This is a genomic window from Microvirga sp. 3-52 (assembly GCF_018383585.1).
Classification (GTDB): domain Bacteria; phylum Pseudomonadota; class Alphaproteobacteria; order Rhizobiales; family Beijerinckiaceae; genus Microvirga.
In genome coordinates, this window is record NZ_JAHAMK010000002.1 from 122,108 (window position 1) to 145,932 (window position 23,825).

25 protein-coding genes are annotated in these 23,825 nt (G+C 64.2%); 11 read left to right on the top strand and 14 right to left on the bottom strand.

The features are described 5' to 3' along the window. The first annotated feature begins 241 nt into the window (after positions 1 to 241). Both KHP60_RS02530 and KHP60_RS02535 read left to right on the top strand, forming a co-directional pair. Positions 242 to 865, top strand: coding sequence for a TRAP transporter small permease subunit (locus KHP60_RS02530; protein ID WP_213561998.1), 624 nt, complete (start codon positions 242 to 244; stop codon positions 863 to 865). A 40-nt stretch (positions 866 to 905) separates the two neighbouring features. Next, a complete protein-coding gene (locus KHP60_RS02535) occupies positions 906 to 2,798 on the top strand; it encodes a TRAP transporter large permease subunit (protein WP_213561999.1) in 1,893 nt (630 codons plus the stop codon). A 307-nt stretch (positions 2,799 to 3,105) separates the two neighbouring features. Here the strand turns inward: KHP60_RS02535 and KHP60_RS02540 are convergent, their stop codons facing one another. The 4 genes from KHP60_RS02540 to KHP60_RS02555 are packed head-to-tail and all read right to left on the bottom strand — an operon-like array spanning position 3,106 to position 7,134. Next, complete coding sequence (locus KHP60_RS02540) at positions 3,106 to 3,849, bottom strand: hypothetical protein (RefSeq protein WP_213562000.1); 744 nt, start codon at positions 3,847 to 3,849, stop codon at positions 3,106 to 3,108. 25 nt (positions 3,850 to 3,874) lie between these two features. Then, positions 3,875 to 4,222, bottom strand: coding sequence for an ArsC family reductase (locus tag KHP60_RS02545; protein WP_213562001.1), 348 nt, complete (start codon positions 4,220 to 4,222; stop codon positions 3,875 to 3,877). A 3-nt stretch (positions 4,223 to 4,225) separates the two neighbouring features. Continuing rightward, positions 4,226 to 5,782 (bottom strand): glutamine-hydrolyzing GMP synthase, encoded by a 1,557-nt coding sequence (gene guaA / locus KHP60_RS02550; RefSeq protein WP_213562002.1) that lies wholly within the window; start codon positions 5,780 to 5,782, stop codon positions 4,226 to 4,228. Between the two features lie 53 nt (positions 5,783 to 5,835). Next, positions 5,836 to 7,134 carry an RsmB/NOP family class I SAM-dependent RNA methyltransferase gene (locus KHP60_RS02555; RefSeq protein ID WP_213562003.1) on the bottom strand — a complete coding sequence of 433 codons (1,299 nt, stop codon included), beginning with the start codon at positions 7,132 to 7,134 and terminating at the stop codon, positions 5,836 to 5,838. 122 nt (positions 7,135 to 7,256) lie between these two features. Here KHP60_RS02555 and KHP60_RS02560 point away from each other — a divergent pair, with 122 nt between their 5' ends. Beyond that, positions 7,257 to 7,406 (top strand): hypothetical protein, encoded by a 150-nt coding sequence (locus tag KHP60_RS02560; RefSeq protein WP_213562004.1) that lies wholly within the window; start codon positions 7,257 to 7,259, stop codon positions 7,404 to 7,406. A gap of 41 nt (positions 7,407 to 7,447) precedes the next feature. On the opposite strand, the gene KHP60_RS02565 is transcribed toward KHP60_RS02560, so the two are convergent. Then, positions 7,448 to 7,879 carry an MAPEG family protein gene (locus KHP60_RS02565; protein ID WP_213562005.1) on the bottom strand — a complete coding sequence of 144 codons (432 nt, stop codon included), beginning with the start codon at positions 7,877 to 7,879 and terminating at the stop codon, positions 7,448 to 7,450. Positions 7,880 to 7,900: 21 nt separating this feature from the next. Beyond that, positions 7,901 to 9,394 (bottom strand): IMP dehydrogenase, encoded by a 1,494-nt coding sequence (guaB, locus tag KHP60_RS02570; RefSeq protein WP_213562006.1) that lies wholly within the window; start codon positions 9,392 to 9,394, stop codon positions 7,901 to 7,903. A gap of 175 nt (positions 9,395 to 9,569) precedes the next feature. Here guaB and KHP60_RS02575 point away from each other — a divergent pair, with 175 nt between their 5' ends. Continuing rightward, positions 9,570 to 11,006, top strand: a complete 1,437-nt coding sequence (locus tag KHP60_RS02575; protein ID WP_213562007.1) for a DHA2 family efflux MFS transporter permease subunit — start codon at positions 9,570 to 9,572, stop codon at positions 11,004 to 11,006. 37 nt (positions 11,007 to 11,043) lie between these two features. Beyond that, positions 11,044 to 11,901, top strand: coding sequence for a dienelactone hydrolase family protein (locus KHP60_RS02580; RefSeq protein WP_213562008.1), 858 nt, complete (start codon positions 11,044 to 11,046; stop codon positions 11,899 to 11,901). Between the two features lie 147 nt (positions 11,902 to 12,048). Here the strand turns inward: KHP60_RS02580 and KHP60_RS02585 are convergent, their stop codons facing one another. The 5 genes from KHP60_RS02585 to efp form a co-directional block, all read right to left on the bottom strand. Further along, a complete protein-coding gene (locus KHP60_RS02585) occupies positions 12,049 to 12,984 on the bottom strand; it encodes a Gfo/Idh/MocA family protein (RefSeq protein WP_213562009.1) in 936 nt (311 codons plus the stop codon). Between the two features lie 152 nt (positions 12,985 to 13,136). Next, a complete protein-coding gene (locus KHP60_RS02590; protein ID WP_213562010.1) occupies positions 13,137 to 13,835 on the bottom strand; it encodes an RlmE family RNA methyltransferase in 699 nt (232 codons plus the stop codon). Beyond that, positions 13,832 to 14,836 (bottom strand): Ppx/GppA phosphatase family protein, encoded by a 1,005-nt coding sequence (locus KHP60_RS02595; RefSeq protein ID WP_213562166.1) that lies wholly within the window; start codon positions 14,834 to 14,836, stop codon positions 13,832 to 13,834. Before KHP60_RS02595 ends, KHP60_RS02590 begins: the two co-directional genes overlap by 4 nt. 226 nt (positions 14,837 to 15,062) lie before the next feature. Continuing rightward, positions 15,063 to 16,247, bottom strand: coding sequence for an aminotransferase (locus KHP60_RS02600; protein WP_213562011.1), 1,185 nt, complete (start codon positions 16,245 to 16,247; stop codon positions 15,063 to 15,065). Between the two features lie 141 nt (positions 16,248 to 16,388). Continuing rightward, positions 16,389 to 16,910 carry an elongation factor P gene (gene efp, locus KHP60_RS02605; protein WP_246408201.1) on the bottom strand — a complete coding sequence of 174 codons (522 nt, stop codon included), beginning with the start codon at positions 16,908 to 16,910 and terminating at the stop codon, positions 16,389 to 16,391. A gap of 200 nt (positions 16,911 to 17,110) precedes the next feature. Here efp and epmA point away from each other — a divergent pair, with 200 nt between their 5' ends. From epmA to KHP60_RS02625, 4 genes are all read left to right on the top strand, one after another. Continuing rightward, positions 17,111 to 18,163, top strand: coding sequence for an EF-P lysine aminoacylase EpmA (gene epmA / locus KHP60_RS02610; protein ID WP_213562012.1), 1,053 nt, complete (start codon positions 17,111 to 17,113; stop codon positions 18,161 to 18,163). Then, complete coding sequence (locus KHP60_RS02615; protein ID WP_213562013.1) at positions 18,160 to 19,209, top strand: lysine-2,3-aminomutase-like protein; 1,050 nt, start codon at positions 18,160 to 18,162, stop codon at positions 19,207 to 19,209. The genes epmA and KHP60_RS02615 overlap by 4 nt, the downstream gene beginning before the upstream one ends. Positions 19,210 to 19,321: 112 nt before the next feature. Next, entirely contained in the window at positions 19,322 to 19,702 is a 381-nt protein-coding gene (locus tag KHP60_RS02620; RefSeq protein ID WP_213562014.1) for an SPW repeat protein, read from the top strand. Positions 19,703 to 19,803: 101 nt separating this feature from the next. After that, positions 19,804 to 20,172: a hypothetical protein gene (locus tag KHP60_RS02625; RefSeq protein ID WP_213562015.1), complete on the top strand. Its 369-nt coding sequence runs from the start codon at positions 19,804 to 19,806 to the stop codon at positions 20,170 to 20,172. Positions 20,173 to 20,176: 4 nt separating this feature from the next. On the opposite strand, the gene arfB is transcribed toward KHP60_RS02625, so the two are convergent. Further along, positions 20,177 to 20,599, bottom strand: a complete 423-nt coding sequence (gene arfB / locus KHP60_RS02630; protein WP_213562016.1) for an alternative ribosome rescue aminoacyl-tRNA hydrolase ArfB — start codon at positions 20,597 to 20,599, stop codon at positions 20,177 to 20,179. A 157-nt stretch (positions 20,600 to 20,756) separates the two neighbouring features. Here arfB and KHP60_RS02635 point away from each other — a divergent pair, with 157 nt between their 5' ends. Next, the gene (locus tag KHP60_RS02635; RefSeq protein ID WP_213562017.1) at positions 20,757 to 21,683 is read left to right on the top strand and encodes an AEC family transporter; all 927 of its coding nucleotides are present in this window, start codon (positions 20,757 to 20,759) and stop codon (positions 21,681 to 21,683) included. 94 nt (positions 21,684 to 21,777) lie between these two features. Continuing rightward, complete coding sequence (locus tag KHP60_RS02640) at positions 21,778 to 22,023, top strand: hypothetical protein (protein WP_213562018.1); 246 nt, start codon at positions 21,778 to 21,780, stop codon at positions 22,021 to 22,023. A gap of 5 nt (positions 22,024 to 22,028) precedes the next feature. On the opposite strand, the gene dprA is transcribed toward KHP60_RS02640, so the two are convergent. Further along, positions 22,029 to 23,216 (bottom strand): DNA-processing protein DprA, encoded by a 1,188-nt coding sequence (gene dprA, locus KHP60_RS02645; RefSeq protein ID WP_213562019.1) that lies wholly within the window; start codon positions 23,214 to 23,216, stop codon positions 22,029 to 22,031. Between the two features lie 3 nt (positions 23,217 to 23,219). After that, positions 23,220 to 23,822, bottom strand: a complete 603-nt coding sequence (gene plsY / locus KHP60_RS02650) for a glycerol-3-phosphate 1-O-acyltransferase PlsY (RefSeq protein ID WP_213562020.1) — start codon at positions 23,820 to 23,822, stop codon at positions 23,220 to 23,222. Positions 23,823 to 23,825 lie beyond the last annotated feature (3 nt).

A 23,825-nucleotide genomic window follows, 5' to 3' on the forward strand; every position in this document is an offset into this window, starting at 1 on the left:
CCAACGGCTGGAAGCTCTGTTGGAATGAATCCCCAGCAACACGAGGGCGCAAGTTTCGGACTCTCGTCAAAGTCCTGTACTGCCTAAACTTTTAACGACGGGGTCTCTTGCAGCATGAAAATTTCTCCGCTACGGACCGCCCCAAACCTTGCTTTAGACTAAATCGGCACTAGCGACGCCGCACCAAGTCCGATAGCTAGGCCCCAAGATTTTCAACCGACAAAATTTAAGGGGGAGACAGGTGACGGCACTTCTTGGGCTATCCCGTGTCATCGACTCGATCAACGAGCGCCTCGGCAAGGTCGCCGCCTGGGCGATCGTGGTGGCGATCCTGGTCTCGGCGATCAATGCCATCATCCGGCGCATCTTCGGCGTCTCGTCCAACGCCTGGCTCGAGCTGCAATGGTACCTGTTCGGCGCCGTGTTCATGCTCTGCGCCGCATGGACGCTGAAGGCGAACGAGCACATCCGCATCGACATCGTCTCGAGCAGGCTCTCGAAGCGCGGCCGGGACGGCATCGACGTGTTCGGTCACCTGTTCTTCCTGTTCCCGTTCGTGGCCCTGCTGCTCTGGCTGAGCATCCCGTACTTCATCAACTCCTACCGGTCCGGCGAAGTCTCCTCGAATGCCGGCGGCCTTCTGATCTGGCCAGCCAAGGGCCTCATCCTCCTGGGCTTCATCTCGATGTTCTTCCAGTGGCTGAGCGAGCTGATCAAGCGCGTGGCCATCATGCAGGGCAAGCTTGCCGATGAAGAGACGAGCGGCCACAGCGTCGAAGCGGAAGCGGAGCGCCTCATACAAGAAATCGGCACCGTCAATACGCCCGGCGCCGGCGGCACGCCGCCAGGCGACGGCGTGAGCTGATCGTCAGGCGCCCGTTTCAAGTTTTCCGGAGTTTCCATCAATGGCTGCATTGATTGCCCAGAACCTCGCGCCGATCATGTTCGCCGCGCTCGTGGTCTTCCTTCTCCTCGGCTATCCCGTCGCCTTCGCCCTTGCGGCGAACGGATTGCTGTTCTTCTTCATCGCGGTGGAGCTTGCTCCCTACGCACCTGACACCATTACCCTCTCCTGGCCGCTCCTCCAGGCCCTGCCCGACCGCATCTTCGGCACCATGTCGAACGAGGTGCTGCTGGCGGTTCCGTTCTTCACCTTCATGGGACTGGTGCTGGAACGGTCCGGCATGGCGGAAGACCTGCTCGACACCATCGGCCAGCTCTTCGGCCCCGTGCGCGGCGGCCTTGCCTTTGCGGTGATCTTCGTGGGCGCCTTGCTCGCCGCCACCACGGGCGTCGTGGCGGCCTCGGTGATCTCGATGGGCCTGATCTCCCTGCCGATCATGCTGCGCTACGGCTACGACCGCCGCCTGGCCTCCGGCGTGATCGCGGCCTCGGGCACGCTGGCCCAGATCATTCCGCCGTCGCTGGTTCTCATCGTCATGGCAGACCAGCTCGGCCGCTCGGTGGGCGACATGTACGAGGGCGCGTTCCTGCCCGGCCTGATCCTGACCGGCCTTTACGCCGCCTACATCATGCTGATGTCGATTCTCTATCCGAAGTCGGCTCCCGGCCTTCCTCCGGAGGCTATCGGCTACCGCGAGCCGGACGGCGCGCGGGGCGTGTGGCAGCTCGGCACCCTGGTCGTCTTCTCCGGCCTGGTCGGCTACTACGTTCTCTCGCAGACCGACACCAAGGCCGGTGCCGACTTCGTCATCCTGACGATCTGTGTTGCCACCGTTGTGGCGCTGATCTGCGCCCTCATGAACAAGATGCTCGGCGCCAAGCGGATCGTGATTTCCGCCATCCTGGTGGCCGCCCTGGTGGGCGTGTACGTCTATCTGCACGGCCAGGGTCATGAAGGTCTCGCCCTGACCTTCGAAATGATCCTCGCCGGCGCGGTCTACGCGCTGTTCGTCGGCATCGTCGAGCGCTTTACCGGGCTGCGCCTCATGTCCAACATGGCGCAGCAGGTCACCTTCGTGATGGTGCCCCCGCTCCTGCTGATCTTCCTCGTGCTCGGCACCATCTTCATCGGTCTTGCGACGCCGACCGAAGGCGGCGCCATGGGCGCGCTGGGCTCTGTCATCCTGGCCGCGGTCAAGCGCAAGCTCGACAACAATCCGTCCCGGTTCAACTGGACCCTCGTGCGCCAGGCCACGGAGGCGACGGCGAAGCTCTCGGCCTTCGTGCTGTTCATCCTGATCGGCGCCCGGGTGTTCTCGCTCACCTTCTACGGCGTGAACGGGCACATCTGGGTCGAGCACCTGCTCACCTCGCTGCCGGGCGGACAGGTCGGGTTCCTCGTGGTCGTGAACGCGCTGGTGTTCTTCCTGGCCTTCTTCCTCGACTACTTCGAGCTCGCCTTCATCATCATCCCGCTGCTCGGCCCCGCCGCCGACAAGCTCGGGATCGACCTGATCTGGTTCGGCGTGATCCTGGCCGTGAACATGCAGACCTCGTTCATGCACCCGCCCTTCGGCTTCGCCCTCTTCTTCCTGCGCTCGGTGGCCCCCAAGGTGCCGTATATCGACCGCTTGACCGGCAAGAAGATGGAGCCCGTCACCACCGGCCAGATCTACTGGGGCGCCGTTCCCTTCGTGATCATCCAGCTCATGATGGTGGGTATCGTGATCGCCTTCCCGGGCATCGTCACGCACTACAAGGGAACGGGTCCCGTGGTCGATCCGGCGGCTGTGCAGAAGAAGCTCGACGATCTGCTGGTTCCGGGCCTCGGCGATCCCGGCGATCCCGGCGGCCTCCCCGGCCTGAACTTCGACGAGCCGCCGAAGATTCAGTAAGGGCGGTTCACGCGATAAATGAGAAAGGCGGGCTTTGAGGCCCGCCTTTCTTGTTTGGATCCCGGGCAAGTTATGGGCTGTCGCCAGTGAAGGCCGTCGTCTTCCTCCGCTCGTCATCACGGGCCTTGTGCCGGTGATCCCGATTGGTGACGCGCAGCGCTCTTCAGAAACGACATGGCCGGGACAAGTCCGGCCATGACGAGGATCGCGAATGAATCGAAGCGTTTGGTCCTACCGAACCACCTCGTCATAAAGCTCCGGTTTGAAGCCGACGAGAATACGCCCGCTGAGATCGAGAACGGCGCGTTCACCGGCGCCGATAGATCCCGGTGAAGGTGACGTTGTGGCCACCGCACATATTGTTGTCTTTCACGAGCAGATAGGAGCCCATGCGGCGCATCTGGACCCTGCAATCGTATTCGTCGGCCTTATCGTAGGGCAGCGTTCCGTTCTCGCCCATGCCGAAGGAGAGCCTGCCGCTCTCAGCTACGGCTTCTCCATCGAGCGACCCGATATTGACGGCCCCGCGCTTCATACGCTCCGGATCGGAAGCTCCCCAGCTGGCATCACCCTTGATCTTCAGCCTGCCGTGCCCGGCACCTGCTTCGATGACGATCGTCTGCTCAGGACCGCTCCGCCATTGCCCGGTCCAGCCCTCCGGCTGTCGGACGGGTGGCTCCTGCACGGGGGAGATTGAGGCCCGAGGCAGCCAGCCGTCCCTCACCACCCCTTTCGGGCTGACATAGCTGGCGCAGACGAAGTCTCCGCTGCCGCCCGAGATCACCACCTCATCGCCGGGCACGAGATAGGCCCTGTCCTTGCAGGCAACACTGTCGTTGGGGCAGCCCTTCTGAAAAACGTCGCGTTTCACGAAGTTCACACGCGGCGAGAGATTGTTGATCCTGCCGAAGGAGACCGCTCCATCCGCGTCCAGATTCTCGAGTTCATAGCCGAAGTGAAAACATCCGGCGCTGGCTGCCACGGAGGGACAGACCCAGGTGGCACCGAGAAGCACAATCCCTGCAAACTCTGTCCTGCGTACCCAGCCCATCGCATTTCTCCCGCTGGATCGGGCTCTATCGGACCGCTTCCTCGTAAATCTCCGGCTTGAAGCCGACGAGAAGGCGCCCGCCGAGATCGAGCACCGGACGCTTGATCATGGAGGGCTGGTCGAGCATGAGCGCGAGCGCTTTCCGCTCGTCGAGGTCGGCCCTGTCGGTATCCGGCAACTTGCGGAAGGTCGTTCCCGCACGGTTGAGGAGCGTCTCCCAGCCGACACTGCCGGCCCAGGCTTCGAGGCGAGGACGGTCGATGCCCTCGGCCTTGTAATCGTGAAAGGTGTAAGGCACACCCTCGGCATCCAGCCAGGCGCGCGCCTTCTTCATCGTGTCGCAGTTCTTGATGCCATAAAGCGTAACCGGCATCCCTCACTCCCACTCGATGGTGCCGGGCGGCTTCGAGGTGATGTCGTAAGTGACGCGGTTGATGCCCTTCACCTCGTTGATGATGCGGGTCGCGACGCGGCCGAGGAAGCCCATGTCGAAGGGGTAGAAATCCGCCGTCATGCCGTCGATGGAAGTGACGGCGCGCAGGGCGCAGACGTGATCGTAGGTACGCGCATCGCCCATGACGCCGACCGTCTTGACCGGCAGCAGCACGGCGAAGGCCTGCCAGATCTGATCGTAGAGGCCCGCGTTGCGGATCTCCTCGAGGTAGATCGCATCTGCCTTGCGCAGAATGTCGAGCTTTTCGCGGGTGATCTCGCCGGGAACGCGGATGGCGAGGCCCGGACCCGGGAACGGATGGCGCCCGACGAAGGCATCGGGCAGGCCGAGCTCGCGGCCGAGCACCCTCACCTCGTCCTTGAAGAGTTCGCGCAGCGGCTCGACGAGCTTCATCTTCATGCGCTCGGGCAGGCCGCCGACATTGTGGTGGCTCTTGATGGTGACGGACGGGCCGCCGGTGAAGGAGACGCTCTCGATCACGTCGGGATAGAGCGTGCCTTGCGCCAGGAAGTCGGCGCCGCCGATCTTTTTCGCCTCCTCGTCGAACACGTCGATGAAGAGCCGGCCGATGGTCTTGCGCTTGACCTCCGGGTCCGACACGCCCTCCAGCGCACCGATGAAGAGATCCTGCGCCTGCACGTGCACGAGCGGGATGTTGTAGTGATCGCGGAAGAGCGTCACCACCTGCTCGGCTTCCGCGGCGCGCAGCAGGCCGTGGTCGACGAAGACACAGGTGAGCTGGTCGCCGATGGCCTCGTGGATCAGCACCGCGGCCACGGCGGAGTCGACGCCACCGGACAGGCCGCAGATCACCCGACCGGTACCGACCTGGGCGCGGATGCGCTCGATGGCCTCCTCGCGGAAGGCCTTCATGGTCCAATCGCCCGTGCAGCCCGCGATGTCGCGGACGAAGTTGCGGATGAGCTGGGCGCCTTGCGGCGTGTGCACCACCTCCGGGTGGAACTGCACGCCGTAGAACTTGTGCTTCTCGTCGGCCACGACCGCGAAGGGCGCGTTCTCCGATGCGGCCAGAACCTCGAAACCCTCCGGCAACCTGGTGACCCGGTCGCCGTGGCTCATCCAGACGGGATACTTCTTGCCGACCTGCCATACGCCTTGGAACAGCGGGCTCTCGGTGAGCACCTCGACCTCGGCGCGGCCGAACTCGGAATGGTGGCCACCCTCGACCTCGCCGCCGAGCTGGGCCGCCATGGTCTGCTGCCCGTAGCAGATGCCGAAGACCGGAAGATCCGTGTCGAAGAGTTCCTGCGGTGCGCGGGGCGAGGCATCGGTCGTGACCGATTCAGGGCCGCCCGACAGGATCACGCCCTTTGGCTTCATGGTCCGGATTGCCTCAGCGGCCTTCTGGAACGGCACCACCTCCGAATAGACGCCATCCTCACGCACGCGCCGTGCGATGAGCTGGGTCACCTGGGAGCCGAAATCGACGATGAGGATCTTGTCGTGGGTCTGGGTCATGGCAGGTTCTTACGGCTTTCAGGGTCGGGACAACAGTCGGAATATGAGGCTTTTCATGGGTTTCGCACCAGGATCGCGGCATAAAAGCCGTCGGTGCCGGTCGTGTGCGGCGTCAGCTGCAGGCCATGCGCGGTCGGGCGCACAGAGGCTTTGAGCGAGCCGAGCCCCGCCTGCTCCAACACCGTGTCGAACGGAATGGGCGAGAAGCCCGCATGGCGCTCCATGAAGGCGGAGAGCGCGTCGTCGTTCTCCTCGGGCAGGATCGAGCAGGTGATGTAGACGATGCGGCCACCGGGCTTCACGAGAGCAGCAGCCCGGTCGAGAACCGTCGCCTGCTCGTTGCGCCGAACCTCCAGACTTCCGGGCCGCAGACGCCATTTCGCATCGGGGTTGCGCCGCCAGGTGCCGATTCCGGTGCAGGGCGCATCCACGAGAACGCAATCGATCTTTCCATCCAGATCGGTCACCGCATCGGCTCTCGCACGCGGCGTGCGGACCTGGACGTTGCGCACCCCTGCCCGGTTCAGCCGGTCATGGATCGGGGCGAGCCGGCGGGCATCGTTGTCGGTGGCGTAGATCTGACCGTGGTTCTCCATCTGAGCCGCGAGCGCCAGGGTCTTGCCGCCGCCGCCGGCGCAGAGATCGACCACCTGCTCGCCGGGTTTGGCGCCCGACAGTAGGGCGACGAGCTGCGAGCCCTCGTCCTGGATCTCGATCCAGCCCTTCAGGAATTCGGGCTCGGATTGGACCGCCGGGCCGCGTCCGTCCTCGCTCGGGGCGATCCGCAGGCCCAGCGGCGAGAGCGGCGTCTCGATGGCGTTGAGATGCGGAAGGGCATCGTGCGCCTCATCGCGGGAGGACACTTTCAGCCTGTTCACCCGCAGGTCCAGCGGAGCGCGGGTGGTGAGGGCCTGCATCTCGGGCACGAGATCGTCGCCGAAGAGCCGCCGGAGCGACGGCTCGATCCAGTTGGGGAAATCGCCGGCGACAGGGGCCGGGGCGGTGCTCAAGTCGGCCCTTTCCAGGCGCTCGCGCTCATCGGCCGTCAACGGCTCCGGGGCGAAACGCTCGCCCGAGCACAAGGCCCCGATGGCATCGGGGCTTAGCCCACGCTGAAGTTTCAGCATACCGAGCATGATTGCGCGCGGCGTGCCCTCTCCCATGATCCAGGCGGCGGAGGCCTTCCGGCGCAGGGCGTCGTAGACGAGGCTCGCGATAGCGGCCCGGTCCTTGGAGCCGGCGAAGCGGTGCGACAGGCCCCAATCCTTCAGGGCGTCGGTCGCCGGTCGGCGGCGGGCGTCGATATCGGCCAGGATCTCGACGGCGGCGGAGATGCGAGCGGCTGGTGTCATCGAAAAAGCACACTTAAGCTTGGCCGTATAAACGACACATTGTTTCCTATTTTCCGTCCCCATCGACAGTGGATGGTGAGGCTGCGTGCAATCCGCACGATTCCTCTTTGGAGCCACTCTCCATGTTGACCCGACTGACCCGCGGCCTGATTGCCGTCGGCCTGACCCTCGCCATCGCCGCCTGCGCCACGGCCCCGGCTGCCGATCTCACGCCGCCTCCGATCAAGCAGACCGACGCCAAGACGCAGCTCGAGAGTGGCCGACGCTACTAATGCGATGCGCGGGATGGGTGCAACGCCCATCCCGCCACTTCCTAAACGCCAGTCTCGGCCGCAAGCACCCGAATACCGAAGATGACCCACATGGCCGCCAGTATCAGCACCCCGACCACGAAGGCCTGAAAGCGCAAGGCTACCTTGTTCGAGGTTGTATGGATCGCCGCATGAACGAGGCGGCTCGTCACGAACATCCAGGACATGACCACGAAGAGCATGTCGGCCTTGCGGGTGATCAGCGCCAGCACCACGAGCACGTAGAACAGGACCGGGAGCTCGAACTGGTTATGGTACGCGTTCTGAACCTGCAGGATACGACCGGGCCAGTTGCGCTCGCCCAGGGCGATGTCCTTCACCTTCACCTCGCCGGCCCGCAGGCTGCTCAGCCGCGAACTGCCCATCCAAAGCAGCAGGATGAGGGTCAGGGCGACCTGAACGTAGACCGGGAGGAGAATGGCGGTGATGCTCATGGGTGGGAACTCGACTGAAGCTTAGCTGCGAGTCGGGTAATTAGGGCTCTCCCGCGTGATCGTCACGTCATGGACGTGGCTCTCGCGCAGGCCCGCGCTCGTGATGCGAATGAACTGGGCCTTGTCACGGAACTCGGCGAGGTTCGCACCGCCCACGTAACCCATCGAAGCGCGAAGGCCTCCGGTAAGCTGGTGCAGCACGGCCGAGACCGGACCTTTGTAAGCCACCTGCCCTTCGATGCCTTCCGGCACGAGCTTGAGGGTGTCGCGCACCTCCGCCTGGAAGTAGCGGTCCGCCGAGCCGCGGGCCATGGCGCCGACCGAGCCCATGCCGCGGTACGACTTGTAGGAGCGGCCCTGATAGAGGAAGACCTCGCCGGGGGTTTCGTCCGTGCCGGCGAGGAGCGAGCCCACCATGGCGCAGGAAGCGCCGGCGGCGAGCGCCTTGGCGAGATCGCCCGAGAACTTGATGCCACCATCCGCGATGACCGGGACATCCGCCTGGGAGGCTGCCTCGACGGCCTCCATGATGGCCGTGAGCTGGGGCACGCCGACGCCCGCGACGATCCGGGTGGTGCAGATGGAGCCGGGGCCGATGCCGACCTTGATCGCATCCGCGCCTGCATCGATGAGCGCCTGAGCGCCTTCCCGCGTCGCCACGTTGCCTGCAATGACCTGAACGGCGTTCGAGAGCTTCTTCACCCGGGTGACGCTCTCCAGAACCTTCACGGAATGGCCGTGAGCGGTGTCGACCACCACCACGTCGCAGCCCGCATCGATGAGACGCTCGGCGCGCTCGAAGCCCTGCTCGCCCGTGGTCGTGGCGGCGGCGACGAGAAGGCGACCCTGCTCGTCCTTCGCCGCGTTCGGATAGGCGACCTGCTTCTCGATGTCCTTCACCGTGATCAGGCCGATGCACCGGAAATGGTCGTCGACGACCAGGAGCTTTTCGATGCGGAACTGGTGCAGAAGATGGCGCGCCTCGTTCTGGCTGACGCCCTCACGGACCGTGATCAGGCGGTCCTTCGTCATCAGTTCGGAGACCTTCTGGCCAGGATTGCTGGCAAAGCGCACGTCACGGTTGGTCAGGATACCGACGAGCTTGCCCTTAGTGCCGCTGGGTCCGCGCTCGACCACCGGAATGCCGGAAATGCCGTGATGCTTCATCATCGCGAGCGCATCGGCCAAGGTCTCATCCGGATGGATGGTGATGGGGTTCATCACCATGCCCGACTCGTAGCGCTTCACGAGGCGGACCTGCTCGGCCTGGGCGTCCGGCTCGAGATTGCGGTGGATCACGCCGAGGCCGCCATTCTGGGCCATGGCGATGGCCATGCGGGCCTCCGTCACGGTATCCATGGCAGAGGCGATGATCGGCATGTTGAGACGTATGGTCCGGGTCAGCCGGGTCGCCACATCCACGTCGCTGGGCAGGACTTCAGAGCGGCCGGGCCGGAGGAGCACATCATCGAAGGTCAGTCCATCGATGATCTTATCGGCGAAAACAGAGGCCATGACCAACTCCTTATTAGGGTGCGCGGATGACAGAATAACGCTTTGGCGAGTTGGCACGGGTCCGTAGCACGGGCTTGTCGTTTCGCAAAGCGTCGAGAAGCGCTTCTCCAGAAGACCTGCCTTGCGCCGTTCTACCCTTTGCAAGGGGGTTGCAGGGCGCTAAGTCCTGCGAGTCATGCGCCAATCCCGCCTTCTCCCGCTGATCATCGCCACAGCCTTGTTCATGGAGAACACGGATTCGACGGTGATCTCCACCTCGCTGCCGATGATCGCGGAAAGCCTGGGGACGGATCCTATCGCCCTCAAGCTGGCGCTGACCTCCTATCTGGTGAGCCTCGCCATCTTCATCCCGATCTCCGGCTGGATGGCGGATAAGTACGGCGCCCGAACCATCTTCACCGCTGCCATCGGCGTGTTCATGGCAGGCTCGCTCGCCTGCGCAGCCTCAAACTCCCTCGAATGGTTCGTCATTGCCCGCTTCGTCCAGGGCGCCGGCGGGGCCATGATGGTGCCGGTCGGCCGCCTCGTGCTTCTGCGGAGCGTCCAGCGCAGCGAGGTGGTGCAGGCGCTCGCGACCCTGACGATCCCGGCGCTCGTCGGCCCGATCGTCGGACCGCCGCTCGGCGGCTTCATCACCGAGTACTTCAACTGGCGCTGGATCTTCTTCATCAACATCCCCATCGGCATCCTCGGCATCGTGTTGGCGACCCTCTACGTGCCGAACATCAGAGAGGATGATACGCCGCCGCTGGATTTCATCGGCTTCCTGCTCTCGGGCTTCGGCTTCGCGCTGCTCATGCTGGGCTTCGCCTCCGGCGGGCGCCACCTCATCCCGGCGGAGATCTCGACCGGCTGCGTGGTGATCGGCGCGATCTGCCTCGTCCTCTATGTCTTCCACGCGCGGCGCACGCCGTATCCGGTCCTGCAACTTCGCCTGCTGAAAATTCCGACCTTCCGCATCAGCGTGGTCGGCGGCTTCCTCTTCCGTATCGGCATCGGTGCCATCCCGTTCCTGCTGCCGCTGATGCTGCAGGTCGGCTTCGGGCTCAGTCCTTTGGCCTCGGGCTCGCTCACCTTCATCGCGGCCGTGGGCGCCCTGTTCATGAAGACCATGGCCAAGCGCATCCTCGAGCGGACGGGCTTCCGCAGGCTCTTGATCGTCAATGCGTTCATCGGCGCGGGCTTCGTCGCCGCCAACGGGTTCTTCACACCCGAGACGCCCCACTGGCTGATCATGATCATTCTCCTGGTCGGCGGTTGCTTCCGCTCACTCCAGTTCACCAGCCTCAACGCCATCGGCTATGCGGAAATCTCAAACCGCGAGATGAGCTACGCCACGAGCCTGTCGAGCGCCCTCCAGCAGGTCTCGCTCAGCATCGGCGTGGCCTTCGGGGCGTTCGTGCTGGAGGCCGCCGCAAGCCTCGATGGCGATGCCACGATCACGGCCGCTGATTTCGGCCCGGCCTTTTGGGCCGTTGCGACGGTGTCCGCCCTGGCCGGCTTCGTCTTCGTAGGACTTACGCCGACAGCCGGCGCCGAGATGTCGGGACACAAGATTGTGAAGGAAAAAGCTCCTTCGACGGGCCTCGGAGACGGTATGTCCGGCCGTTAGAGCGCGCTACTCTCCTGCCTCGGATCAGGAGGCCCCTATGGATCAGCGCATCATCGACCTCTACGACGACTTCACCCATGGCGGCATGAGCCGCCGCAGCTTCATCGACAAGCTCGCTGCATTGGCCGGAAGCACGGCGGCCGCGACGGCCCTGCTGCCGATCCTGCAGAACAATTATGCCCAGGCGCAGACGGTCCCCGAGAACGATCCGCGGATCACTGCCGAAACCGTGGATATCCCTGGCACTCCGGGGCTCAAGGGCTATCTGGTCAAGCCGAAAGATGCCGCGGGCAAGCTGCCGACCGTCATCGTCATCCACGAGAATCGGGGTCTCAACCCGCACATCAAGGATGTAACGAGGCGCATGGCCGCCGAGGGGTTTATAGCGCTCGGGGTCGATTATCTCTCGCCCATGGGCGGAACGCCTACCGACGAGGACAAGGGCCGCGAGATGATTGGTCAATTGAAGCAGCCGGACGTCATCACCTATGGCAAGGCGGCGGTGGCCTACCTGAAGGGACGCCCGGACAGCAACGGCAAGGTCGGTGCCATCGGGTTCTGCTGGGGCGGCGGCGCGGTGAACAACCTCGCAGTCAACGAGCCGAACCTGAATGCAGGCGTCGCCTATTACGGTGGCCAGCCCAAGCCGGAGGACGTGCCGAAGATCAACGCCGCGATGATGATGCACTATGGCGGGCTCGACGAGCGCATCAACGCGGGCATTCCCGCTTACGAGGCGGCGCTGAAGCAGGCGGGAAAGACCTACGAGATCTACGTCTACGAAGGCGCCAACCACGCCTTCAATAACGACACCAACGCGGCGCGCTACGACAAGGAGGCGTCGGATCTCGCCTGGAGGCGGACGGTCGAATTCCTGAAGAAGAACCTGGCGTAACGGAGTCTTGACAGCGCCGTCCCAAGGTTGCGCGCGCACTCCGACTTGTCATCACCGGCCTTGTGCCGGTGATCCCGATCGGTTGAGGCGCCGCGCTCTTCCATATCGAGATGGCCAGGACAAGCCCGGCCATGACGGCATTAGCTGTCAATCCTCGAAGGCCTCAACCTGCACCCGCTGGCCGATCATGAAGGCGTCGCCCACGAGCCGAAACGGGGCGACGTCGACTTCGGACTGGCGGGCGTTCAGCAGGGTATCGAAACGCTGGTAGATGCCCTGGTACTCCGCGGGCTCCTCCTGCACCATGAGCTTTCCGCCGATCTCGAGGCAGCTTCCGCCATGGGTGAGCTTGAGATTCAGGCCGGCCTCGGTCTCAACCTCGATGTCCCAGGTCTGCGGCCCCGTCTGGCGCCAGTCGAACACGGCCTGCAGGTCACCGTTGCCGTGACTTGCCGAGAAGGTGAGATGGGCGGCGATCGGCGCATCGCGGTTGGCCGGGAATTCCAGGCTGGAACTCTTGATGAAAACCGGCTCGGGCATAATGCGGGTGACGATCGAGAGCGCGTTGATCCCAGGATCGAACACGCCGAAACCGCCGGCCTGCCAGATCCATTGCTGGCCCGGATGCCAGTGGCGCACGTCTTCCTTCCAGGTCACCAGAAGCCGCTTGATGACCCATCCAGCGAGCGCCTTCTTCGCTTCCTCGACCGCCTTGTTGTACTGGGCGTGCCAGGTCGTGAAGACAACCTTGCCCATCTTCGCGGCGAGCTCCTTGAGATCTTCAAGTTCGCTCAATGTGGCGGCGGGCGGCTTTTCCAGCAGCACGCTCTTGCCCGCCAGAAGCGCATCGCGGGCGATCTGATGGCGGACCTGGGGCGGCGTGCAGATGGACACCGCCTCCACCTCGGGAATCTTCAGGAGCTCCCGGTAATCCTGGAAGCTGTACTTTGCTTCATCCGGCTGCAGCCCGCGCTGGCTCGCAACCGCCAGCAGCTCGAAGTCCGGATTGGCCTTGATGACGGGCAGGTGCTGATCCTGCGCGATCTTGCCGAGGCCGATGATGCCGATCTGGTGCGCTGCCATGGTCGTGGTCCTTACAATCGAAGGCTTCGGGCGGAATCATCAGACCCAAAAGTGGGGAGCGCTTTTGGGGTCTATCCGATGATCATTCTTGGCTGACGCATCGTTCGGGGTGGAGAACCGGATCCGCTTTTCCGCACCATGCATCAGGTCTGTCAAGCTGCGGGAGTCTCGTCCGCGCGTCCCCGAAAACCGGTCGCCAGCACATAGAGTTCCGCCGAGTCGGCGCGGCTCGCCGCGGGCTTCACGTGGCGCACCACGGCGAAATCGCGCTTGAGATCGGCCAAAAGCTGGTTTTCGGTGCCGCCCTGGAACACCTTGGCGACGAAAGCGCCGCCGGGCGCGAGGATCTCACGGGCGAAGTAGATCGCAGCCTCGGCAAGACCGATGATGCGCAGATGGTCGGTCTTCTTGTGGCCGGTGGTGTTGGCCGCCATGTCGGACATGACCACGTCGGCAGGACCGCCCAGCATTTCGATCAGCTTGCCGGGAGCGCTCTCATCCAGGAAGTCGAGCTGGATGAACTCGACGCCTGCCATCGGATCGATGGGCAGAAGGTCGATGCCGACGACCTTTCCCTTCGGGCCAACCACCTTGGCGGCGATCTGCGACCAGCCGCCGGGCGCGGCGCCGAGATCGACGATCTTCTGTCCGGGCTTGAGGATCTTATACTTCTCGTCGATTTCCAGAAGCTTGAAGGCCGCGCGGGAGCGATAACCCTCGCGTTTGGCGCGAGCCACGTAGGGATCGTTGAGCTGACGCTCAAGCCATTTCTGCGAGGAAAGGGACCGCTTGTTGGCGGTTTTCACGCGCTGCTTGAGATTGCGGACCCCGGAACCTGCCTTCGCACTCACCGCTGGCCCCCTCGCCACACGGAATCCTCTCGCATCATCTTCATCAAAATTCCTTCGCGCAGTCCGCGATCCGCGATGCGCAGGCGCTCCGAGGGAAAAGCCCGCCGGATCGCTTCCAAGATGGCGCAGCCCGCGAGAACCAGATCGGCGCGTTCCTTGCCGATGCAGGGGTTCTCCGCACGCTGCGCGAAATCCGAATGCAGCAGCCGCTGCATTACCGTCGAGATCTCGCCATTGCGCATCCACATCCCGTCGACCCGGCGCCTGTCATAGCGCGCAAGGCCCAGGTGAATGCCGCCGACGGTCGTGACGGTTCCCGAGGTGCCGAGCAGATGGAAGTTGTGGGCCCGCCCCGCCTGGGCCGCCACGAGGGCGAAATCGAGCAGAAGTTCGGACACCTCCTCGACCATGCCCTCGAAGGTCTCGGGGGTGACGTCGATGCCGCCATAGCGCTCGGCCAGCGTCACCACACCGACAGGCAGCGAATCCCATGCACGGATGCGCTTGCAGGGATCGGCGAAGGCGTGAGGCGCCCGGCCGTCGAGCCATGCGATTTCCGTCGAGCCGCCGCCGATATCGAACACGATGACCGAGTGCGCTTTGGGATCGACCAGGGACGCGCAGCCCGTGACTGCGAGATAAGCTTCAGTCTTGCGGTCGACGATCTCGAGCTCGAGGTCGAGGTCATCGCGTACCCTATCGATGAAGGACGGGCCATTCTCGGCCAATCGGCATGCTTCCGTCGCCACGAGGCGCGCCCGCGCAACATCCTTCGCGGCCATCTTCTCGCGGCAGACACGAAGAGCATCGATGGTCCGGCCGATCGCATCGTCGCTCAGGCGATTGCCGAGACCGAGACCTTCACCGAGCCGCACGATGCGCGAGAATGCGTCGACGACGCGGAAGCCAAAATGTGCAGGTTCTGCAATGAGAAGGCGGCAATTGTTCGTGCCCAGGTCGAGCGCCGCATAGCTTTTGGAAGAACGCCGCCGATGATCCATCCGCGCCGGTGAGGGGCGCTCCGCAACCAAGGCCCCGCCGTTTGCGGATCCATTCAACGGATCCGCATGTCGGTCTCCTGGTTCTGCGGTCGCGTCCACTTTGACGGTCAAAACGAATCCCCGAACATCCCGATCGGATGCCTTGATTGAAGGAGAGAGTAACCGTCCCTCTGCCATCCTGCCAAGGGCAGGCCCTGCAGATTGTCGCCTGCCCTCCCGGGGAGCGTCAGAGCCGAAGGTCCTTGAAGCGCTCGGTCAGCCCCTTCAGGACATCGGCTCCCACGTTGGCGATCGCGACGCGCAGGTGGCCCTCCTGGCCCGGGCCGAAATAGCTTCCCGGCAGGCACAGGACGCCCCGCTCGGTCGCGAGCTTCTCGGCCACCTGCTGCGCTCCGGCCCCTTGGAAAGGATGATGCAGAAAGGCGAAATAGGCTCCGACCGATTCGATCTTCCATTCCGGCAGAGGCGCGAGAGCGTCCTGAAAAACCTGTGCACGCCGGTTGATCTCGGCCCGGTTGTCCTCCCGCCAATCGCGCAAGGCGTCGATGGCCCATGGCAACGCGGCCTGGGCCGTGCGCGGGGCGCAGATCTGGATGCAGTCGAGAATCTTGGCAATTTGTTCGATCAGCAGCGCGTCGGCCGTGATGGCTCCCGTGCGGTGCCCCGGGATCGCGTAGGATTTCGAGAAGGAATAGAGCTGGATGACCGTTTCGCGCCATTTCTCGCCAATGAACAGACCATGGGCGCGGTTCATACCCTGCGGCAGGAAGTCCCGGTAAGTTTCATCGATCACGAGATAAATGCCGCGCTTGGCGCAGAGCTGCGCGAAGCTTTCGATCACGTGAGCGGGATAAACCGCCCCGGTCGGATTGTTGGGTGTGACGAGCACGATGGCGCGAACGTTCCCGTCGATCAGCGCTTCCGCATCCTCCACCCTCGGCACGAATCCGGTCTCGGGCCGGCAGGGCAGCGGACGCGGCTCGATCCCCAGCATGTCGAGGGTCATCTGATGATTGAAATACCAGGGCGTCGGCAGCAGCACCGCTTCGCCGCGATGGGCCAGCAGCATCATGGCGGCGAAGAAGGCCATGTTGCAGCCTGCCGTGATCGCCGTGTCCTCCGGCTCGATCCGGCCCTCGTAGAGGCGGGAGAGATCGGCCGCATAGGCTTGCCGGAGAGGCGCATCGCCATTGATGGGGCCGTATTGCGAACCGCCCGCGGAGCCGGCCGCAGCCGCCATCCGCTCCAGCAGTCCAGCATGGGGTGCATTGCCCGGAACCGCCTGCGAGAGGTTGATCAGCGGACCGAAGGACCCATCATAGCGCTCGGTCCAGCTCTGCGCCTCGGGGATCGGAGGGCTCCCGACATCCGTGACAAGTGGATTGATGGGATTCACAAGACCGGACGCCATGAAACGGTTCGACTCCAAAAATTCAAGGGCAGGACGTCCGGTGACCCTTCACCGAAACCGCCTGCCCTTCAAGGTCTGATCTGCATCGCTGGACGTCATCACCGGCACAAGGCCGGCGGTGACGAGAGATGGAGAAGAACCTCAGTCCTTCGCGCGCTCCACGTAGGAGCCGTCTTCCGTCATGATGACCACGCGGGTGCCGGCCTGGATGTGGGGCGGCACCAGGGTGCGCACGCCGTTCGACAGCATGGCGGGCTTGTAGGACGACGATGCCGTCTGGCCCTTCACGACCGGCTCGGTCTCGGTGATCTCGAGGGTCACGCGGGCCGGCAGCTCGATGGCGATCGCTACGCCGTTATGGGTCGAGAGCATCACGGCCATGCCTTCCTGGAGATAAGGCTTTTGGTCGCCGATGATGTCCTCCGGCACGACCACCTGATCGTAGGTCTCCGGGTTCATGAAGTGGAAGCCCTCGCCGTCCTGATAGAGGAAGGTGTGCTCGCGGTCCTCCACGAAGGCACGCTCGACCTGCTCGGTGGTGCGGTAGCGCTCGGAGACCTTCACGCCGTCCGAGATGCGGCGCATGTCGAGCTGGGTCACCGGGGTGCCCTTGCCGGGGTGGATGTTCTGGGCGGTGAGGACCACATAGAGCTTGCCGTCCATATCAACGACGTTGCCTTTGCGGAGCGTAGAGGCGATGACCTTCACGGGAGGCTTTCCTTGTGACAGATAGGGGCGCGTCGTGAGGGTCGGGTCGTCCTGCCCCCAGTGGCGTCGAAAACGGTTTTCGGAGCCGCAAGTAGCCTATCTTCGCGCAAATCGCCAGTCCGACCTTAACGAGCGCCTTTGGAATGGATCAACCCGTGCCTGCCCCCTCTCCCTGGTGGACGCCCCACGTCCATGCGGACCGGCGCCCGTTTCTTCTGGGCCGGAACCGCATCCAGGCGGCCCTGCGAGAGTTCTTCGCCGCGGGGGACTTCGTGGAGGTGGATACCGCCACGCTCCAGACCTCGCCGGGAAACGAGGCGCATCTCCATGCCTTCGCTACCGAAGCGATCGGCCTCGACGGGTCGCGGGCGTCTCTCTATCTCCACACCTCTCCCGAATTCGCCTGCAAGAAGCTGCTGGCGGCGGGCGAAACCCGCATCGCCTGCTTCGCCCATGTCTACCGGAACCGCGAGCGCGGCCCCCTGCACCACCCGGAATTCACCATGCTCGAATGGTACCGGACGGGCGAGAGCTACGAGGCGCTCATGAAGGATTGCGGCGCAATTCTGGGCCTCGCCGCCGAGACGGCCGGCACCCGCACCCTCACCTACCGTGACCGGGAGACCAATCCCTTCCGGGAGCCGGAGCGTCTGAGCGTGGCCGAGGCCTTCGAGCGCTTTGCCGGGATCGATCTTCTCGCTTCCATCGACGGGAGCGGCGGGACGGATCGGGAGCACCTAGCCGCCAGCCTGAAGAATGCGGGCCTGCGGGTGGCGGCGGACGATACCTGGGCGGATCTGTTCAGCCGAGTCATCGTGGAGCGGGTCGAGCCCAATCTCGGCTTCGGTCGGGCCACGATCCTGGACGAGTACCCGGTCGCGGAAGCGGCCCTCGCCCGTCCGACCGCCCGTGACCCGCGTGTGGCGGAACGGTTCGAGCTCTATGCCTGCGGCGTGGAACTCGCCAACGCCTTCGGCGAGTTGACGGACGCGGCCGAACAGCGTCGGCGCTTCAAGGCCGAGATGGCGGAAAAGATGCGGGTCTATGGAGAAACCTATCCCGTGGACGAGGATTTCCTGACGGCGCTGGCCCACATGCCCGAGGCGAGCGGCATCGCGCTCGGCTTCGACCGGCTCGTGATGCTCGCCACCGGCGCCTCGCGCATCGACCAGGTGATCTGGGCTCCCGTGCCGGAGACAGGCCGTTGAACGCGATCCTTCCCCTTCGCACGCCTGCGGAGCTGGTCGAGACGGGCCTCGTCGCACCGGAGCATCGGGCCGGGATCGAGCGCGTGGCCGAGCGCTATGCCGTCGCGATCAGCCCCGCCATGGCCGCACTGATCGACCGGGACGATCCGAACGATCCCATCGCCCGCCAGTTCGTGCCGGATGCGGCCGAACTGGATGTGACGCCCGAGGAGCGCGCCGATCCCATCGGCGACATCGCCCATTCGCCGGTCGAGGGCATCGTCCACCGCTATCCCGACCGTGTGCTGCTCAAGGCCGTTCATGTCTGCCCGGTCTATTGCCGCTTCTGCTTCCGCCGCGAGATGGTAGGCCCGCAGGGGCTCGGCACTCTCTCGCCCGGGGCCATGGACAAGGCGTTCGCCTATATCGCGGACCATCCGGGCATTTGGGAGGTGATCCTCACGGGTGGAGATCCACTGGTGCTCTCGCCCCGCCGTCTCGCCGAGATCATGCAGCGGTTGGCGGCCGTCGATCACGTGAAGATCGTGCGCTTCCACACCCGCGTTCCCGTGGTCGAGCCGGAGCGGATCGACGACGCCTTGGTCGCGGCCCTGAAGGCAAGCGGAAAAACAGCCTATGTGGCCCTTCATGCCAATCATCCGCGCGAGCTGACGCCCGCGGCACGGGCCGCCTGCGCACGGCTCGTCGATTCGGGCATCGTCATGATCAGCCAGTCCGTGCTGTTGAAGGGCGTAAACGACGACCCCGACACGCTCGCCTCCCTGATGCGGGCCTTCGTGGAGACGAGGGTGAAGCCGTATTACCTCCACCATCCGGATCTCGCCCCCGGCACGAGCCATTTTCGCCTGACCATCGAGGAAGGCCGGGCTCTGGTCGCGGGCCTGAGAGGACGGATTTCCGGGCTCTGCCAACCGACCTACATCCTCGACATTCCCGGCGGCCACGGCAAAGCCGTGATTGGACCGGATGCCGTCCATGACCATGGAGGCTGCCTTACGGTCTCGGACTTCAGGGGCGGCGAGCACACCTATCCGCCGGTGGAATAACATAAGTTAATTCAGAGAGTTAGCACATCCGGTTCGGGAACACTGCCTCTGAATAGGGTTTGACTGGTGCGCCCTCGCGCTCACAGGCAGCCAAGCCAAATGAGGATTGTACATGCGTTTCATTCCAACCCGTATCCACGGTGCCGTCGACTATCTGACCGGGCTCGCCCTGATCATGGCTCCTTTCGTGCTCGGCTTCGCCGATAACGGGCCGGCCCAATGGGTGCCCATGATCCTTGGGGCCGCCATCCTGGTCATGAGCCTCATGACCGATTACGACTTCTCGCTGGCGAGGCTGATCCCGATGCGGGCCCATCTCGGCGTCGATGCGGCGGGCGGTCTACTGTTGGCGGCCTCGCCGTGGCTTTTCGGCTTTGCGGATCAGGTGTTCTGGCCTCACCTGATCATCGGCGTATTCGAGATCGCCGTGGCCCTCACGACGAACACGGTATCCGACACCGCTGATGTCGGTGTCGATCGCAACTACGGCTGATGATTTTAGCGTCTTCGTTGAGACGACCCTGGCCGTAAAGTGCGGTAAGATCGCCTCCGGCCGGGTTCAACTCTGGACTCGCCCGGAGGCGGAGCCCGACGATGGCGAAGGATGCGGTTGAACCCGTCGAAAGCGACGAGCAGCAGCGGGTCGATTCCACCTTCCGCAACGGCTCCATCACGGCCATCGGAGTCGTTGTCGGCTTTTCCCTCGGGTTCTTGAGCCGCTGGTCGGCGCTTCCTGGGGAATGGATGCAAACGGATCTCGTCTCGGTGGCCTCGATCACGCTGGGCCTTGCCCTTCAGGTCAAGGCTCTCGCGGATCTGCTCCTCGTCTCCTCGCTCCAGCTCAAACGGTACAACCGCTCGATCCGGTTTTTTCTCGCCGGCCTGATCCTCGTCGGGCTCGGAGTCGTGTTCGCCGTCTTCGCCGATCTGTTAGGCTTCGGCGGCATCGTTCTTCAAGGGTGACGGCTCAATCGAACCCGGGCTTACCGCTGCGGCCCTTCTTGATCTCGGACCGCCGCCCCTTCGCTTCCAGCCTGCGCTTCTTCGACGCCAGGGTCGGCCGCGTCGGGCGGCGCGGCTTCGGGCGCTCCGTCGCCTGGCGGATCAGTTCGACCAGACGTTCGACCGCATCCTCCCGGTTGCGTTCCTGGGTGCGGAACCGCTGGGCCGTGATGATGAGAACGCCCTCGTTCGTCAGCCGTTTTCCGGCCAACCGCTCCAGCTTCTCCTTTACGTAGTCCGGCAATGACGGAGAGTTGCGCACGTCGAAGCGCAGCTGGACGGCAGTCTCGACCTTGTTGACGTTCTGGCCGCCCGGACCGGAGGCGCGGATGAAGCTTTCCTGGAGTTCCGCCTCATCGAGCGCGATGGAATTCGTCACCTGGATCATCAAGGGCCTCGGACCGGACGCGGAGAAAAGAAGTGGGGCGTGTGGTCCTAATTCCAATGCAAGCTTATCCGGCACTTGTCGATGTCTCCGAGACACCTTAAGCGCCTCATGCACCCGCTTTCCCGGATCCCTGGTCCGGCCTCTTTTCCGGCTGTCCATGTCTGCCATTCTCGCCAGCCTGATCCCCACCTTTCTGATCATCGCCACCGGCTGGCTCTGCCGGGCGACGAATTTCGTGAGCGAGCAGCACTGGGCCGGGCTCGAGCGCGTCACGTACGTGATCTTTTTTCCGGCTCTCATCATCGACACCCTGTCCCGTGCCGACCTATCGTCTGTTCCGGTCCTCGGGGTCGGCGGCGCGTTGACCGGCGCCATTCTGACGATGGCCGCCCTCGTGCTGACCTTGAGGCCTGTGCTGGAGCGCAGGTTCGGTATCGACGGTCCGAGCTTCACGTCCATTTTCCAGGGCGCCACGCGCTGGAACACCTTCGTCGGGCTCGCAGTCGCGGGAAGCCTGTTCGGACAGCGCGGGATCGCCCTGATCGCGGTCGTCATCGCGGCCATGGTGCCGCTCCTCAACCTGCTGGCTTTCTACGTCTTCATCCGGTTTGCTGGAAGGCCCAAGCAGAGCCCTTGGGACATCCTGCGCTCGTTCCTGACCAATCCTTTCATCTGGTCCTGCGCCGTGGGTCTCGTGCTCAATCTCCTGGCGCCGCCACTGCCGAAACCGATCGCCGGATATATCGAGCTGACGGGGCGGGCGGCGCTGGCGGCAGGGTTGCTGATCGTCGGCGCGGGCCTCGACATCCGAAGGCTCGCCAGTCCGGGGCTGCCTCATATCCTGGCTGCGGGCCTCAAACTCGTTCTCATGCCGATCATCGCAGTGACCTATGGGGGCTTCATCGGCGTGACTGGCGACGACATGACGGTGACGATCATCGCAGCATCCGTACCGTCGGCCAGCGCCGCCTATGTGCTTGCCCGCCAGATGGGCGGCAATGCCGGCCTCATGGCCGAGATCCTGACCCTGCAGACGCTGCTGGCCCTCGCCTCGATGCCACTGTTGATTTCTCTTCTGGGCTGAATATACAACCTAAGGTTAGGTAAAATCAGCTTGTTTTATTTTTGGTTGTGCTACTATCTAGCCGATTTGAAACAGAGAGACAGTGTCGGCCTCGATGTCGAAACCCCCGCGCCAATTCCTCCAGGTCCCGGCTCCGAACGAACTGCAAGCGACTGCCGGGGTGACTGGCCATGGCCGGCCGGGCATGTCGGCGACGGAGACGGCTCAATATATTTCCGAATTTGCCGCAGAGCTGTCGTTCCTCGCCCGTGAGGCAAAGTTCGATCTTTTGGCCTATCTCCTGGACATGGTGAGGCTGGAGGCCGTCAGAAATCTTCAGGTAGCTGAAAAGGACCGTTAAGCAGTTCAGCGCCCGACGATCAGCGAGACCGCATTGCCGCCGTGGCGTTCGAGCCGTCCGGCGATCTCGAGTTCCAGCAAGGCCATCTGAACGTTGCGGATCGACAGCCCGGACTGCCTGACCAGATCGTCGACGGCAACCGGCGAAGGTCCGAGGAAAGCGATCAGATCGGTCTCGTCCGCATTCGTTTCCTCATCGAGCCCGGTCTCGGGCATGACCGGCCTCACGGGAGCGCGGACGATGTCGGGAAGGTCCAGTTCGTCCCAGAGCTCCTCGGAGCCGAGCGTGGAATGCGGCTCCTCCACGCTCCGGTCGAGGCGGGGGCCGGAGGCGATCAGCGGCTCCAGGACGCTCGTCACATGCTCGACGCCGGCGCAGAGGGTCGCACCTTCGCGGATGAGATCGTTCGTGCCCTCGGCGCGAGGATCGAGCGGCGAGCCCGGAACGGCGAAGACCTCCCGCCCCTGCTCCAGGGCGAAGCGCGCGGTGATGAGCGAGCCGGATCGGCGCGCCGCCTCGACGACGACGACACCGTAGGAGAGACCCGACACAATTCTGTTCCGGCGCGGAAAATCCCGCCCCCGTGGCTCCCAGTCCATGGGCATCTCGGAAATCACCGCTCCGCCCTGTTCCACGATGGCCTGCAGCAGCGGTTCGTTCTGGGCCGGATAGACCCGATCCTGACCGCCTGCCAGCACGGCAACCGTTCCGGTCTCCAGCGTCGCCTTGTGGGCCTTCGTGTCGACGCCCCGCGCCAGTCCGGACACCACCACGTAACCGGCCTCGCCGAGCTGGCGCGACAGGCGCTCGGCGAAGGTCAGGCCGGAGGCCGAGGCGTTGCGCGATCCGACGATGGCCACCGAGGGTCTCGCCAGAAGGTCGGCCGAGCCACGAAGAGTGATCAAAGGCGGCGCGGTATCGATCGCCTGCAGGGTCTTCGGATAATCCGCCTCGCCCATCGCGATGAACCGGACGCCGAGGCGCGCGGCGGCGACCATCTCCTTCTCGGCCTCGGCCCGGCTGCAGACCTTCAGCATCAGGCGCCCGCCGCGGCGGGCGAGATCCGGCAAGGCCTCCAGGGCGGCGGCTGCGCCTCCATACTGGTTGACCAGGGCGCGAAAGGTGCGCGGTCCCACATTCTCCGAGCGGATGAGGCGAAGCCAGTCGAGACGCTGCTCATCCGTCAGGATCATGGATTATCCCTTCTGTCCGATCTTGCCTTCGGTCCCAGCGAGAAGGCGGCTGATATTCTGACTGTGCTTCCACCAGAGAAGCGCCACGAGGATGACCGCCGTTCCGGCCATTCCCGGCTCACCGAGGAGCCACAGGACGACCGGCGTCGCTGCGCTGGCGACCAGGGCGGAAAGGGAGGAATACCGGCTGGCGACGGCCACGCCGAGCCAGATCAGGGCGAAGATCAAGGCTGCCAGGGGCTTGAGGCCGATCAGCACGCCGATGAACGTGGCGACCCCCTTACCGCCCTTGAACCTGAGCCATACGGGGAAGAGGTGGCCCAGGAATGCGCCGAGCGCCGCGATCGTTGCGAATTGCGGCCCCCATTGCGCGGCGATCAGCACTGCGGCCGTGCCCTTGAGCGCATCACAGATCAAGGTGGCGGCGGCCAGCCCCTTGCGACCGGTGCGCAGCACGTTGGTGGCGCCGATGTTGCCGGAGCCGATCTTCCGCACGTCGCCCAGGCCCGCCATGCGGGTGAAGATCAGGCCGAACGGGATAGAGCCCAGAAGATAGCCGAAGACCAGAGCGGCCAGCAGGTGCAGGAGGTTGGCTTCGTCAGACATTCA

Coding starts and splice junctions, on each gene's coding strand:
- KHP60_RS02545 (WP_213562001.1), bottom strand. CDS start 4,222: ATGCCGGTTACGCTTTATGGCATCAAGAACTGCGACACGATGAAGAAG.
- KHP60_RS02540 (WP_213562000.1), bottom strand. CDS start 3,849: ATGGGCTGGGTACGCAGGACAGAGTTTGCAGGGATTGTGCTTCTCGGT.
- KHP60_RS02575 (WP_213562007.1), top strand. CDS start 9,570: ATGCGCCAATCCCGCCTTCTCCCGCTGATCATCGCCACAGCCTTGTTC.
- KHP60_RS02585 (WP_213562009.1), bottom strand. CDS start 12,984: ATGGCAGCGCACCAGATCGGCATCATCGGCCTCGGCAAGATCGCGCAG.
- KHP60_RS02565 (WP_213562005.1), bottom strand. CDS start 7,879: ATGAGCATCACCGCCATTCTCCTCCCGGTCTACGTTCAGGTCGCCCTG.
- KHP60_RS02640 (WP_213562018.1), top strand. CDS start 21,778: ATGTCGAAACCCCCGCGCCAATTCCTCCAGGTCCCGGCTCCGAACGAA.
- KHP60_RS02555 (WP_213562003.1), bottom strand. CDS start 7,134: ATGACACCAGCCGCTCGCATCTCCGCCGCCGTCGAGATCCTGGCCGAT.
- KHP60_RS02595 (WP_213562166.1), bottom strand. CDS start 14,836: ATGGATCATCGGCGGCGTTCTTCCAAAAGCTATGCGGCGCTCGACCTG.
- guaA (WP_213562002.1), bottom strand. CDS start 5,782: ATGACCCAGACCCACGACAAGATCCTCATCGTCGATTTCGGCTCCCAG.
- KHP60_RS02635 (WP_213562017.1), top strand. CDS start 20,757: ATGTCTGCCATTCTCGCCAGCCTGATCCCCACCTTTCTGATCATCGCC.
- efp (WP_246408201.1), bottom strand. CDS start 16,910: ATGGACGGCAAGCTCTATGTGGTCCTCACCGCCCAGAACATCCACCCC.
- guaB (WP_213562006.1), bottom strand. CDS start 9,394: ATGGCCTCTGTTTTCGCCGATAAGATCATCGATGGACTGACCTTCGAT.
- plsY (WP_213562020.1), bottom strand. CDS start 23,822: ATGTCTGACGAAGCCAACCTCCTGCACCTGCTGGCCGCTCTGGTCTTC.
- arfB (WP_213562016.1), bottom strand. CDS start 20,599: ATGATCCAGGTGACGAATTCCATCGCGCTCGATGAGGCGGAACTCCAG.
- KHP60_RS02625 (WP_213562015.1), top strand. CDS start 19,804: ATGGCGAAGGATGCGGTTGAACCCGTCGAAAGCGACGAGCAGCAGCGG.
- KHP60_RS02560 (WP_213562004.1), top strand. CDS start 7,257: ATGTTGACCCGACTGACCCGCGGCCTGATTGCCGTCGGCCTGACCCTC.
- KHP60_RS02600 (WP_213562011.1), bottom strand. CDS start 16,247: ATGGCGTCCGGTCTTGTGAATCCCATCAATCCACTTGTCACGGATGTC.
- KHP60_RS02535 (WP_213561999.1), top strand. CDS start 906: ATGGCTGCATTGATTGCCCAGAACCTCGCGCCGATCATGTTCGCCGCG.
- KHP60_RS02620 (WP_213562014.1), top strand. CDS start 19,322: ATGCGTTTCATTCCAACCCGTATCCACGGTGCCGTCGACTATCTGACC.
- KHP60_RS02580 (WP_213562008.1), top strand. CDS start 11,044: ATGGATCAGCGCATCATCGACCTCTACGACGACTTCACCCATGGCGGC.
- dprA (WP_213562019.1), bottom strand. CDS start 23,216: ATGATCCTGACGGATGAGCAGCGTCTCGACTGGCTTCGCCTCATCCGC.